The sequence below is a fragment of the Streptomyces sp. NPDC001270 genome, from assembly GCF_042896695.1.
Classification (GTDB): domain Bacteria; phylum Actinomycetota; class Actinomycetes; order Streptomycetales; family Streptomycetaceae; genus Streptomyces.
In genome coordinates, this window is the sequence record NZ_JBIAXM010000041.1 from 26000 (window position 1) to 39096 (window position 13097).

The following is a 13097-nucleotide window of genomic DNA, read 5'->3' on the forward strand; positions in this document are numbered from 1 at the left end:
CTTCCCGGCCCGATCCGCCGCGGATCCACCGGATCCGTGCCTTGGACCCACAGCCGGCGGAGCGCGGGGCGGGCAGGCGCGGCGCCCCGGGCCGCACGGCCGCGGCCCGGGGCCCGCGACCGCCCCTCAGCAGGGCTGCCGCCACACCCCGAGATCCAGCTTCTTGCGCATGGACGACAGCTTCAGCTCACGGGACTCGGCGCAGAACGCGCCGGTCGGCTCCGCGTACTCGACGTGGAAGACCGCTTTGCCGGCCGCGATGAAGGGCCGCAGTTCGCCGCACTCGTCGTACTGCGCGCACTCCTCGTTGACCGCGAAGTCGAACTGCCCGACGAGCCCCGGGATCTGCGGGAGGTCGTTCTTCAGCCCCACCGCCAGCCCGCGTGCGTGCGCGATCTCGGCGATCATGCGGTTGTAGGCGAGCTGGTCGTCCGCGGTCAGCGGGAATCCCGTCTTGTCGGCGTACCCCTCCACCAGGTCGGGCTCCACGGCGTCGAACCCCTTGGCGCGGCACATGTCCATACGGCGTTCCATGACCGGCCGCAGCACGTCCAGGCGCCGGACGTCCAGCCAGCGCTCGCCCGCCCACCCGTTGGCGGCACCGAGCACGGACTTCGGGAAGGCGTCCTTGTCCGGGCGGAAGTCCTCCCAGGCGCCGACGTTGACGTAGCAGATGACCTTCCGGCCGGCGCGGTGCAGCCGGGCCACGTCCGCCGCGGAGTTCTCGAAGCCGTCGATGTCGTAGACGGGGACGTCGACGGACGGGTCGGCCTTGCCGTCGAGCTGCCACTGCCAGGCCAGACCGGGGCGCGGCTGCCAGCGCTGCTTGCCGGCCGGCGCCGATGTGTGTGAGGGCCGGGTGCCCGGGGAGGCCGACCGCGCGGTGCCGGACGGCGTGGGCCGCCCGGTCGCGGCCGGGCCGTCCCCGGCGGGCTCCGCCGGTCCGCCTGCCCGGCCCCCGCCGTCCGGGCCCGAACACGCGGTCAGTGCCAGGGCCGCCACCAGCCCGCACACCCACGCGACACGTCTCATCGCTTCGCCTCCGTCAGTGCGGGCGTCAACTGCGCCCAGGGATTGGGAAGTTCACCGGTCACTGGTCCGGCGACGGCCGCACCCCGGTCACCCGCGGTGCGGACGGCGAGGGGCACCAGCGCCTCGGGCACCCCGTACACGAGATGGCAGAACCGCTCCGGTGGGTGCCGTGCCGTCCACGCGGGTCTGCTGAACGCCGACACATAGGCCGACCAGTGGCCCTCGAAGGTGACGACGAGGTCGGCGAGCCGGGCGTACCCCGGTGCCGGATGGACGCCGGGATTGAGGACCACCGGCGCGGCACCGAGCCTGCGCACCGACCGCACGAGGCGCCGGCAGGCGGGCAGCTCGTCCGGTGCGGCGGTCACCTGGTCGAGGAAGCAGCCGTCGGTGCCGTACCACTCGCGGTACCGGACGACGTCGTCCGTCACCTCGGCCGGGTCGCGGGTGCCGTAGTCGGTGTCGACATAGCCGAGCAGCCGGGCACCGGCCGTCCGCAGCGCCCCGGCCGCCGCGGCGAACGCGGGGTCGGGTCTCGGGCCGGGGCCGCCCGCCGGATTGAGCACCACCGCATAGGTGCCGGCGGCCGCTCCGATCAGGCGGTGCCAGGCACCGGGGTCCTCGGCCGGGTGGACGTACAGCGGAACGAGCAGGTTCACGGGATCCGGTCGCCTTCCCGCGGCGCCGCGGCCGTCCACAGCGCGGCGAGGGAGTCGTCGAGAGCGTACGACGGCCGCCAGCCGAGCGCCTCCGCGGCGGCCGCGATGTCGGAACACTGCCAGGAGACCCGCGCCGACCGGGCGGAACCGTCTCCGTGTTCCTCGATCCGCCCCCGGAACCCGGCGACGCGGGCCAGCGTCCGCACCAGGTCCCGCACCGCAACGGCCCGTCCGCCGCCGATGTTCAGGACGGCCGGCAGCGGCCCCGGGGCCGACACCGCGAGCGCCGCCGCCCGTGCCACGTCACGCGCGTCGACGAAGTCGCGGTACGCCGACAGGTCGCCGAGCCGGAGCACCGCCCCGGGGTCCTGCCCGGCCTCCCGCAGCAGACCGGCGACCCGGCCGGGCAGCCCGGCCGCCGGGGCGCCGGCCCCCACCGGGTTGCCCACCCGCAGCACCACCGCGTCGAGCCCCGACGTGGTGACCGCGACCGTGCCGGCGAGCTTGGTGGCGCCGTACACGGACGACGGACGCGTGGGTGCCGCCTCGGTCGCCGGGAGGTCCGGGATGCCCGGACCGTACTCGGCGGCCGAACCGAGATGCACCAGCCGGGCCGTCGGCGCGGCCTTGCGCAGCGCCGCGCAGAGCACCGCGGGGCCACGGGAGTTGACCTCGGCGAGGGTCACCGCGTCACCGCCGGTCGCGCCCGCGCAGTTGACCACCGCGTCGGGCGCGGCGTCGGCCAGGATCCGGGCCAGTTCGTCCGCGCGGGCGGTGGCGAGGTCGATGCCGGACTCCGCGGCGGGGGAGCGGCCGCCGCCGAGCACCCGCACGCCCGCGAGGGCGCGCAGGTGACCGGCGACATGGCCGCCCAGATAGCCGGTGAAGCCCAGGACGAGAATGCGCATCGGGTGGTCAGGCTCCCTTGAGCAGCAGCGACTTGCGGGTGGTGAACTCCGCGTTGGCCCGGTCGTAGTCGTCCGGGCGGCCGATGTCCAGCCAGTATCCGTCGAACTCGTAGGCGTGCGGCGGGTTCTGCGCCCTGAGCAGGTCGATGACCAGCTCGTCGAAGCCCAGCGGCAGCCCGGGGGTGTAGCCGTCGAGCGTCGTCCGGGAGAGCCCGTACACGCCCATGGAGACGCGGTAGTCCATGCTCGGCTTCTCGGTGAAGGCGACGACGCGCCGGTCGTCGGTGGTCAGCACTCCGAAGTCGATGTGCACCTTGCGGGCGTACGTGGCGATGGTCAGCGGCGCCCCGGAGCCGCGGTGCGTGCGCAGCACCTCCCCGAAGTCGAGGTCGGTGAGGACGTCGCCGTTCATGACGAGGAACGTCTCGGGCAGCCGCTCGCGCATGGTGAGCAGCGGACCCATGGTGCCGAGGGGGCTGTCCTCGGTGGCGTAGTCGACGGTCATGCCCCACTGTCTGCCGTCGCCCACATAGGCGCGGATGATCTCGCCCAGATGGCCGATGGCTATGGTGCAGCTGGTGAAACCCGCCGTCGCGAGCTGGCGCAGCACGATCTCCAGAATGGCGTGCTGGTCGCCGATGGGCACGAGCGGCTTGGGCAGCGCGGTGGTGTAGGGCCGCAGCCGGACGCCCTTGCCTCCCGCCAGGATCACTGCGTGCATGGGACTCCTCCTTGGTGTCCGTGGTGTCCTTCGAGTCCTTCGTGGACGTGCGGCGGGTCAGATGTTGTAGATGCCGGTCTTGTAGCGGGCGAGGTTGGCCGGGTCGCGGAAGAACTCCACGGTGTGCGCGAGGCCCTCCTCCAGGGAGTGCGCGGGCCGCCAGCCGGTCGCCGCGGTGAGCCGGCTCGCGTCGCAGACCAGCCGCATCACCTCGGAGGCCGCGGGCCGGATGCGCGCGCTGTCCTCGCGGACGTCGAGGCCGGTGTCCATCACCTTGCCGATCAGCGTGACGAGGTCGCCGACCGAGATCTCCCCGCCGGTACCCGCGTTGAAGGTGCGGCCCACGACCTGCCCGGCGGGCGCGCCGCCAACCGCGAGGAACGCCTGCGCGGTGTCCTTGACGTAGCTGAAGTCCCGGGTGGGGCGCAGGTCCCCGAGGGTGATGGTGCGTTCGCCCGCGGCCACCTGGCCGATGACGGTGGGTATGACGGCCCGCATCGACTGGCGCGGGCCGAAGGTGTTGAAGGGCCGCAGCGTCACCACGGGCGTGCCGAAGCTCGCGTAGTAGCTGTCGGCCAGCCGGTCGCCGCCCGCCTTCGAAGCGGCGTACGGGGACTGGGTGTTGATCGGGTGGTCCTCGGTGATCGGCACCGTCTGCGCGGTCCCGTAGGTCTCGCTGGTGGAGGTGTGCACCAGCCGGGGCGTACCCAGGGCACGTACCGCCTCCAGCACGTTGAGGGTGCCGGTGACATTGGTGTCCACGTAGCTGTGCGGGGCGCGGTAGGAGTACGGGATCGCGATGAGCGCGGCCAAGTGGTACGCGCAGTCGGCGCCTTCGAGGAGACCCCGGACGGAGCCGGGGTCCCGTACGTCACCGAGGACGATCTCCACCTGGTCGAGGACGTCCTGGGGCAACGTCTCCAGCCAGCCGTAGGAGGAGAAGGAGTTGTACTGCGCCATGGCCCTCACCCGGTGCCCGGAGGCGACCAGCGCCTGAGTCAGGTGCGAGCCGATGAAGCCCTCGGCCCCGGTGACGGCGGCGAGCGGTGCGGTGGTCAACTGGTGCTTCCTTCCGGTCATTTGTGCATCCTTGTGGGGGGTTGGGTGGTGCGTCGTCCGGTCCGGGCGCGGCTCTCTCGCCGCCCGCGGGCCGGACGGTCAGGCGTGCGGGGCGGGCCGTCCCAGCAGGCGCAGTGCGCCCGCCGTGAGACACAGGGCGGCGACGCCGCAACACAGCGACAGGGCGTCGGCGCCCGGCGGCGGCCCGAGGCGGGTGAGCGCGGCGGCTGCCGCGGCGGCCGTGAGGCACACCCCGGCCGGCAGCCAGGCCACGCCGAACGCCTGGAGCAGCAGGGCCGTCCACAGGGCCGCCGCGAGCAGCAGCAGCGGGGCCGGGGCCGAGCCGGTGAGCAGCGCCGCCGGGAGGAGGGGCAGCAGATAGGCGCTCAGGCACAGGGCGAGGACGCCCGCCGACCGGAGCCGGAAGGCGGCCGGGGTGCCGGTCCGCCGCAGCGCCGCCACGGACAGTCCGCGGTACCGGTACAGCAGCCACTCGGCCGGCCCCATGCTGACGGTCAGCACGATCACCGCGTACGGCTGCTCCCGGCCGGTGAGCAGCACCAGCGTCCCGGCGGCCAGACCGAACAGGCCGTAGGGCAGCGAACTCAGCAACGCGGGCCGGGCGGCTCCCGCGACCCGGGGGCCGGCCAGGGCGGCGCGCAGGGTCCAGCCCGCCGCGGCCACGGTGCCCAGCAGCGCCAGCAGCGGCAGCCCGGCCCGCAGCAGGGGGCCCGGCTCCCACCACGGGAGCACCGCGGCACCCGCGATCACCGGCGTCAGCGCGGCCAGCAGCAGCCGTTCCCCGCCCAGCACCAGCAGTACACCGGCCGCCGCGAGATACACCGACTGCGCCCCGGCGGCCGGCACGGCGGAACCGGAACCGGCGACGGGCCACGCCGTCGCCGTCGCCACCAGGGCACCCACCGGAGCCCCCTTGAGCAGGGTGCGGCCCGCCTCCCGGCGCCCCGTGCTCATCCGCAGGAAGGCCCGGTGGCCGAGCGCCTGGCCCCAAGCCCAGGAGACGAGCCCGGCCACGACCAGGACCAGGACGGTCCGTTCGGCGTGCCACAGCGGCGCGACGAGCAGATAGGCGAGCCCCGGCAGGGCGAACAGGGCGCCGCGCAGGGCGCACCGCACGTGGTCCGGGCGCCACGGGTCGGCCGGCGGCGGGGGTTCCGGGAAGGTGCGCGGCACCCGCTCGTACAGGGCGGCGGCGAGGGAGAAGATGTCCGGGTGGCCGTACCGCTCCTTGATCACCTCGGCGGTCAGCCCCTCCGACTCCAGGAGCGCGGCGACCTCGTAGGGGTGGACCGCCGGGCCGATGCCGTCGGCCAGTTCGGCGGCGAGCGCGTCGACCGCGGCGTGGTCCGCGCCCCAGCGCGGCCGGCGCAGGGCCGGCGTGCGGTCGTGGCGGACCCGTCTGCGGGACAGGGGGGTCTCGGACAGCCGCAGCGACAGGGTGTCCTGCTCCCCGCCGTCCGGTTCGAGGGCCATCGGTCCGCTCATCCGGCCAGGCTCCCTGTCCTCGCGGCCGCCGGACGGTCCGCCGGGGCGGGCGTCGGACGGGCGTCCGGCGTCCACATCCGGCCGAGCGCCGACAGCTCCAGATAGATGGAGCGGAAGGTGTCGACGGTCTGGCGCAGGGTGAACTGCTCGACCACCCGGAGCCGGGCCGCCTCGCCCATCCGGCGCCGGCGCTCCGGATCGGCCAGCAGGTCCAGCGCGGCGGCGGCCATCCGCGCCGGGTCGCGCGGCGGCACGACCAGGCCGGTGTCCCCGACGGCCTCGCGCACTCCGCCGACGTCCGTGGAGACGGTCGCCCGCCCGCACGACATGGCCTCGATCAGGGTGAACGGGAAGCCCTCGCTAATGCTGGAGAGCATCACGACGTTCCCGGCGGCGTAGGCGTCCTTGATGTCGTCGACCCGGCCCTCGAAGCTGACCGCGTCGCCGTGCCCCAGCTCCGCTGCCAGCGCCCGGCACCGCTCCCGGTAGCTCTCCCCGCCCCGCGGCGTCCCGCCGAACAGGCGCAGCGCGGCGTCCGGGAGCCGGCCGCGGACCAGGGCGAACGCGCGGATGAGGGTCTCCAGGTCCTTGATCGGGTCGACCCGCCCGGCCCAGCTGAGGGTGGGCCGCTCCGGCTCCGGACCGGCCGGCGGGAAGGCGGCCGGGTCGACGCCGTTGTACACGGTGCGGATCGACTCGGGCGCGGCGCCGCCCTGTTCCTCCCACAGCCGGTTGTACCGGTTGCCCGGGGTGATCAGCGCCGCACGGCGGTAGGTCTCCTCGGCGAGCAGCCGGAAGAACCCGAGGACGACGGCCTTCACGGGCCAGCGGTAGCGGGCGGTGCGGTAGCCGAGGTAGCGCTCGCGCAGATAGACGCCGTGCTCGGTCAGCAGCAGCGGCACGCCGTGCTGTTCGAGCGCGGTGAGGCCCGGCAGCACCGCGACGCCGCCGCTGACCGCGTGGGCGACCCCGGTCCGGGGCGGCGCTGTGGCCAGGGGTCGCAGGGCGTGCTCCAGCAGGGCGGTGGCGGTGATCGCGTCGTGCAGGGTGGGGCGGGCCTCCCGCACGGCCAGGCCGGGGCGGTTCCACACCGCGGTGAGGACCCCGATCGCGAGGTCGCCGCGGAGGAAGGGACTGAGCGTGCCGTTCGTCGCGGCCCGTGCCATCGCGTAGAGGGCGGCGGCGAAGCCGTCCTCGGCACCGGGGTCGAGCAGAGCCGTCAGGAACTGCTCGTAGGCGGTGGTGAGCTGGTTGCGCGCGCGGCCCCGGGGCGGGCGGCCCTCGGGCGCGGGACCCCACATGGGGACGGAGACCACGCGCGTGACCTGGCGCGGGACGTCCCACACGACGGGTTCACGTCCGGTGCCGGTGACGGCGAGGACCTCGAAGTCGAGATCGGGCATGCCGGTGACGAGCTGGTCGCACCAGACGCTCACCCCGCCGTGACTGTGCGGGTAGGTACCTTCGGTGAGCAGGGTGACACGCGTCGAGCCGGAGCGGCGCGCGCCGTGCTGAACGTGCATGGATGGCTCCACGGCCGAGGTGGGTGACGGTCGTAGCGGGCCCGGCCGCGCAGGGTGCGGCCGGGCCCGTGGTGCGGGCCGGACTCAGTCCTCAGGGACGTACGGCACCTGCTCGGCCGCACCGGCCGGCACCGTGGTCGGGGGAGCGGTGGAGGCGGTCGCGGAGTCCGCCGGGTGGGCGGTCGCGGCCGGGGCGGCGGCGGAGGAGGGAAGGGACAGCGCGAACGGCTGTCCCGCCGCGGTGGTCCAGCCGGAGACCTCGCCCGCGTACGCGGAGCCGAACGCGCTGCCGCCCCGCGTGGCGCCGGTCGGCAGGGTCGCGGGCACGGCCACGCCGTCGGGGGCCTGGACGGTGACCGTGTCGCCGATGCGGTACGCGGTCACCTGGCCGGCGTCGAGCGCCGCGTCCCAGGTCGCGCGCCGCTGCATCTCGGTGCCGAGGTCCTTCATCCGCAGGTTCACCACGGGGGTGTTGTCGGCGAACAGCGCGTGGTAGCTGTCGAGGACGCCGTCGAGGACGGGGTAGGCGATACGGTCCTCGGTCAGGTTCGACTGGTGGATGAAGTGCGGCCTGGGGTCGTTGGAGAGCACGTGCCCGAGGGCGGTCCTGGTCTCCAGCGGGACGATGTGGTCGGCGTAGCCGGTGGCGGTGTCCAGCGGCGCGGTCAGGCAGGTGGAGGTCGCCGGGTTGTCCTCGCAGATGCCGCTGCCGCCCTGGGCGCGGCTGGTGTAGATCCAGTTGTACTCGTCGACCTGCTCGGTGGCGCGGCCCGCGTTGTAGAAGACGTTCATCGGGTAGCGGGAGACGGTGGTCGCGGGGCCGACCTGACGTTGCACGGGGTCACGGGAGTTGTCGGAAGCGAGCCACTTCACGCCGTTGTCCGTCAGCGCGGGCGCCAGGTTGGGGTTGTCCACCGGCTGCTGCGGCAGGATCCGCAGGCCCGAGTGCTCGCCGGTCACCAACTCCTCGTTGTCCAGCGGAAGTCCGACCGACTCGCCCCAGGCGCGGTTGTTCGCTATCTCGTCGGAGATCTCCGTCCGGCTGACCCACTGGGTGCTGCCGCCGGCGCTGGTGGCGCACTTCCACGGCACCACGCTGACGTCCTGGACGCACCCGAGGAACGGGTGCGTGTAGGTGTGGTTGACCCAGCGGAAGCTGTCGCGGTTCGCGACGAACGCGTCGGCGAGGGCGTCGACGCCGCCGTTGTCCTCGCGCTGGTTCACACTGCCGGAGCCGTTGAACACCATGTCCAGGGTGAAGCCCTGCCGCCGCTGCCAGTCGACGGCGTGCTGGACGTCGGCCGCGGTCATCCGGATCGGGTTCTCCGTGCCCTGCCCCGGCGGGCAGTCGATGTCGCCCGGCGTGCAGTTGAGGTTGCTGTCCCAGCGGTCGTCGGCCGCGAACACGTCGTCCACGTGCACCGCGAAGTAGTTGCGGGAGGCGCCGAGGTGCACCCCGCCGGTCATCCACTCCACGATGCCGCGCGCCAGCAGCCGGAACTGCTGCTGGTACTGGTTGTACACGAACGTGACGACCAGTTCGCGCCGTCCGTCGTGCCGGTACTCGCCGACCAGCGACCCCCTCGTCGACCTGCCCGGGATCGCCGCGTCGACGTACGTGGTGAAGTCCGCGCCCGCCGCCGGCTGCGCCAGATAGGCGTAACTCTCGCCCACGGTGGGGGAGTTGTCCTCGAACGGCACGGCGCCGTCCAGGTACCCGAACGGCCCGGCCGCGCCGGCGGCGGTCACCTGTGCGGTGGCACCGTCCACACTGCCGGAGTAGCCGGGTACGTTCAGACCCACCTGGGTACGCGCGTAGGTGTAGGCGTCGACCTGTGGGATCGCATACGTCTGCTCGTACGCGGCGAGCGCCGCCATCTCGCTGGAACCGGTGGCGAACGGGTTGTCGTTGGGCAGGACGACGGCCTGGAACCTGGCCCGCGGACGGCCGTCCACCGTGTCCGCCAGGAATCCCGCGTCGATCACGGGTCTCGCGGGGTCGTGGAGGTCGATCTCGGTGTACGGCGTTCCGGCGTTGTCGAGTTCGGCCGCGATGGCGTCGGTGGACGGTCCCCCGTCGCTCACGACGAGGACCCGCAGGTCGACGCGGGGTGTGTCCGCGTCGGCGCGGGCCGTGGTGGCCGGCAGGGCGAATAAGGCGATGAGGGCGCTTGCGGTCAGCGCCGTGGTGCGTATATTCCGCTTCATGCGGTGGTGTCCCCTCCCCGGGCAGGGGTGATCCTGGCTCACGCCCGGAGCGGACGCACCCCCCGCGCGCGACGCCGCGCCCCCCTCAGACGCCAGTCGTCACGCGTTCGTCGCATCATATGGTGATGGTCGTGTGTAGCTTTTGTGGTCATGTTGCGAAACGTGACGGAAAAGTGAGGAGTCCAACAGGGTCCCCGGCTCCGGCGACGGCCATGTGGACGGCCGCGACCGGGCGGGGTCCATGGCCACTCGAAGGCTCCGTGCGCAGGTCGGGGGTCGATCGCCGGTCGGACCGCGAGGTGCCCGCCGGTTTCGGAACCGGCGTTTCCGGGCGGCGTACGTCTTTTCGTGCTCGTCCGGATTTGGCTCACCCCGCGCCCCGGAAGGCGAGAGCGGCCGGCCCGCGGGGGGCCGGCCGCAGGGAGACGGACCGTCAGGCGCAGAGCACCCGGGTCTCGGGTGTGTAGGTCGGGCCACCGCTGAGGTTCGTGCTGTCGCTGAACTCGATGTAGGAGTACGAGTAGAAGCCGATGTTGCCGTTGCAGCCGGAGTCGGCCGCGACCTCCAGGGTCAGGGTGACGGTACGGCTCTGGCCGGGCGGGATGGTGGCGCCGTAGTTGGTACCGAGGTTGGCGGGCCCGGTGCCGGAACACGGGACGGCGCCGTCGGCGGTGGCCAGACTGCAACCGGTGAAGCTGTACTTGAGGTCGGGGCGCTGGGTCGTCAGCCACGTCGGGTCGATCGTCTGGTACACGAACCAGATGTCGTAGGTGTGGTTGTTGGTGAGGGTCATCGACAGGTTCACCTTGCCGCCGGGCGTCGTGGTGGCGGCGTCGGTGGCGAAGGTGAGGTCCGCCTGCGCGGCCGGGGCGGCGCTCGCGCTGGGGGTCAGGCCGAACAGGGCGAGGGCGAGGGCGAGGACGGCGGTGAGGCCGAGGCGCCTCAGCAGTGTGGATCGCATGGCCCGGGAGGCTAGGCAGACGGCGCCCGCCGCGTCTGCCCCGTCGGGCACCCCGAGACCGCCGGTCGGCTGAAAGTGCACGTATTGTGAAGATGGTGTGAGCGAGTCACCACATGGCGTCCCGGTCGGAATCCCCGCACGACAACGCGGGTGCGCGGGGGCCCGCCGGTCGGCCGTGCCGTGCCGCGCGACGCGGTGGGGCGGCCGGACGCGATTGGCGAATGCCCGCCGTCGCCCCGCCGGACGACGCGCGTCCCGCACACTCCGCGTACGGACATCTTTCACGCGGATGCCACCGGGCCCTTCCCTGATGTTTGGTGCGCTTGGAACACTCGCTGGGCGCATATGTCGTCACGTTCCGGCCATCCGTACCTCAGGATGAAAGGCTGTCTCCCCATGCCCGAAGTCAATCGGCGCCGCTTCCTCCAACTCGCGGGCGCCACCACGGCCTTCACCGCGCTGTCCAGCAGCATCGAGCGTGCCGCCGCGCTGCCCGCGAACCACCGGACGGGCTCGGTCGAGGACGTGGAGCACATCGTCGTCCTCATGCAGGAGAACCGATCCTTCGACCACTACTTCGGCACGCTCAAGGGCGTCCGCGGTTTCGGCGACCCGCGCCCGGCGGCACGACCTGACGGCAAGCCGGTCTGGTACCAGTCGGACGGCAAGAAGGACCTCCTGCCCTTCCACCCCGACGCCGACGACCTGGGACTCGCCTTCATCCAGGACCTGCCGCACGGCTGGAACGACACGCATGCCGCCTTCGACGGCGGCAAGTACGACAAGTGGGTCCCCGCCAAGGGCGCCACGACCATGGCGTACCTGACCCGGGACGACATCCCCTTCCACTACGCGCTCGCGGACGCCTTCACCATCTGCGACGCCTACCACTGCTCGTTCATGGGCTCCACCGACCCGAACCGCTACTACCTGTGGACGGGGCACACGGGCAACGACGGCCAGGGCGGCGGCCCCGTCCTCGGCAACGACGAGGCGGGCTACTCCTGGACGACGTACCCCGAGCGGCTGGAGCAGGCGGGCGTCTCCTGGAAGATCTACCAGGACGTCGGCAACGGCCTCGACGCCAATGGCTCCTGGGGCTGGATATCCGATGCCTACCGCGGCAACTACGGCGACAACTCGCTCCTCTACTTCAAGCAGTACCAGAACGCGAAGCCCGGTGACCCGCTGTACGACAAGGCCCGCACCGGCACCGACGCCCGCACCGGCGAGGGCTTCTTCGACCAGCTGAAGGCCGACGTCAAGGGCGGCAAGCTGCCGCAGATCTCCTGGATCGTCGCCCCCGAGGCGTTCACCGAGCACCCCAACTGGCCCGCGAACTACGGCGCCTGGTACATCTCCCAGGTCCTCGACGCGCTCACCTCGAACCCCGAGGTGTGGTCGAAGACCGCCCTGTTCGTCACCTACGACGAGAACGACGGCTTCTTCGACCACCTGGTCCCGCCGTTCCCGCCGTCCTCGGCCGCGCAGGGCAAGTCGACGGTCGACGCGAGCCTCGACCTGCTCAAGGGCAGGAGCGGCTACGCCGACGGCGCCTACGGGCTGGGTCAGCGGGTGCCGATGCTGGTCGTCTCCCCGTGGAGCAAGGGCGGCTTCGTCTGCTCCGAGACGCTCGACCACACCTCGATCATCCGGTTCATGGAGCGCCGCTTCGGGGTGCACGAGCCGAACATCTCGCCGTGGCGGCGCGCGGTCTGCGGCGACCTGACCGCGGCGTTCGACTTCACCCACCAGGACACCAAGCCGGTCGCGCTCCCCGCCACCGACGGCTACCAGCCGCCCGACAAGAACCGGCACCCCGACTACGTGCCGACCCCGCCCGCCAACCCCGTCCTGCCCCGGCAGGAGCGCGGCGTGCGGCCCGCCCGCCCGCTCGCCTACGTCCCGCTGGTGGACGGTTCGGCCGACCCGGCGGCCGGTACGTTCACGCTCACCTTCGCCTCCGGGGCGAAGGCCGGCGCCGCCTTTCTCGTCACCTCGGGCAGCCGCACCGACGGGCCCTGGACCTACACCGCCGAGGCGGGCAAGTCCGTCGCCGACACCTGGAACTCGGCGTACTCGAACGGCTCGTACGACCTGACCGTGCACGGCCCGAACGGCTTCCTGCGCGTCTTCAAGGGCCCCGGCCGGACGGCCGGACCGGAGGTCACCGCCCGGCACACCGGCGAGAACGTCCAGCTCACCTTCACCAACAAGGGCTCCGGCACGGTACGGCTGAAGGTCGTCGACGGGTACGGCGGCAAGCCGGTGACGGTGCCGGTGCGCGCCGGGGCCACCGTCCGGCACACCGTGGACCTCGACAAGAGCCGGCGCTGGTACGACCTGACCGTGACGTCCGAGGCCGACCCCGGCTTCGTGCGCGGGTTCGCCGGACACGTCGAGAACGGGCGTGCCGGGGTCAGCGACCCGGCGATCGCCACGGTCTGAGCCCCGCCCCGGCCCGACTCTTCGCCCGGCGGCCCGCCGGGCCCGGCGGGCGGTCGTACGGCACGACGACAA

10 protein-coding genes are annotated in these 13097 nt (G+C 73.0%); 1 reads left to right on the plus strand and 9 read right to left on the minus strand.

Annotation, left to right across the window (positions count from 1 at the left end; all coding sequences use genetic code 11):
• Window positions 1-126: 126 nt before the first annotated feature.
• The 9 genes from ACFY2B_RS39745 to ACFY2B_RS39785 all read right to left on the minus strand — a co-directional run bounded on the left by ACFY2B_RS39745 (window position 127) and on the right by ACFY2B_RS39785 (window position 10577).
• Window positions 127-1032, minus strand: a complete 906-nt coding sequence (locus ACFY2B_RS39745; protein ID WP_390767934.1) for an endo alpha-1,4 polygalactosaminidase — start codon at window positions 1030-1032, stop codon at window positions 127-129.
• Window positions 1029-1691, minus strand: coding sequence for a spherulation-specific family 4 protein (locus tag ACFY2B_RS39750; RefSeq protein ID WP_390767935.1), 663 nt, complete (start codon window positions 1689-1691; stop codon window positions 1029-1031). Before ACFY2B_RS39750 ends, ACFY2B_RS39745 begins: the two co-directional genes overlap by 4 nt.
• On the minus strand, window positions 1688-2599 hold the full coding sequence (locus ACFY2B_RS39755; RefSeq protein WP_390767936.1) for an NAD-dependent epimerase/dehydratase family protein: 912 nt from the start codon (window positions 2597-2599) through the stop codon (window positions 1688-1690). Before ACFY2B_RS39755 ends, ACFY2B_RS39750 begins: the two co-directional genes overlap by 4 nt.
• 7 nt (window positions 2600-2606) lie before the next feature.
• Entirely contained in the window at window positions 2607-3320 is a 714-nt protein-coding gene (locus tag ACFY2B_RS39760; protein WP_390767937.1) for an NDP-sugar synthase, read from the minus strand.
• Between the two features lie 57 nt (window positions 3321-3377).
• Window positions 3378-4379, minus strand: coding sequence for a GDP-mannose 4,6-dehydratase (locus tag ACFY2B_RS39765; protein ID WP_390767966.1), 1002 nt, complete (start codon window positions 4377-4379; stop codon window positions 3378-3380).
• Window positions 4380-4478: 99 nt separating this feature from the next.
• Window positions 4479-5885, minus strand: a complete 1407-nt coding sequence (locus ACFY2B_RS39770; RefSeq protein WP_390767938.1) for a hypothetical protein — start codon at window positions 5883-5885, stop codon at window positions 4479-4481.
• A complete protein-coding gene (gene pelF / locus ACFY2B_RS39775) occupies window positions 5882-7408 on the minus strand; it encodes a GT4 family glycosyltransferase PelF (RefSeq protein WP_376537573.1) in 1527 nt (508 codons plus the stop codon). The genes ACFY2B_RS39770 and pelF overlap by 4 nt, the downstream gene beginning before the upstream one ends.
• Window positions 7409-7492: 84 nt before the next feature.
• Complete coding sequence (locus ACFY2B_RS39780) at window positions 7493-9616, minus strand: hypothetical protein (RefSeq protein ID WP_376537575.1); 2124 nt, start codon at window positions 9614-9616, stop codon at window positions 7493-7495.
• Window positions 9617-10049: 433 nt separating this feature from the next.
• A complete protein-coding gene (locus ACFY2B_RS39785; protein WP_390767939.1) occupies window positions 10050-10577 on the minus strand; it encodes a hypothetical protein in 528 nt (175 codons plus the stop codon).
• Window positions 10578-10973: 396 nt separating this feature from the next.
• Between ACFY2B_RS39785 and ACFY2B_RS39790 the strand changes: the two genes are divergently transcribed.
• Window positions 10974-13025 (plus strand): phosphocholine-specific phospholipase C, encoded by a 2052-nt coding sequence (locus tag ACFY2B_RS39790; protein ID WP_390767940.1) that lies wholly within the window; start codon window positions 10974-10976, stop codon window positions 13023-13025.
• Window positions 13026-13097 lie beyond the last annotated feature (72 nt).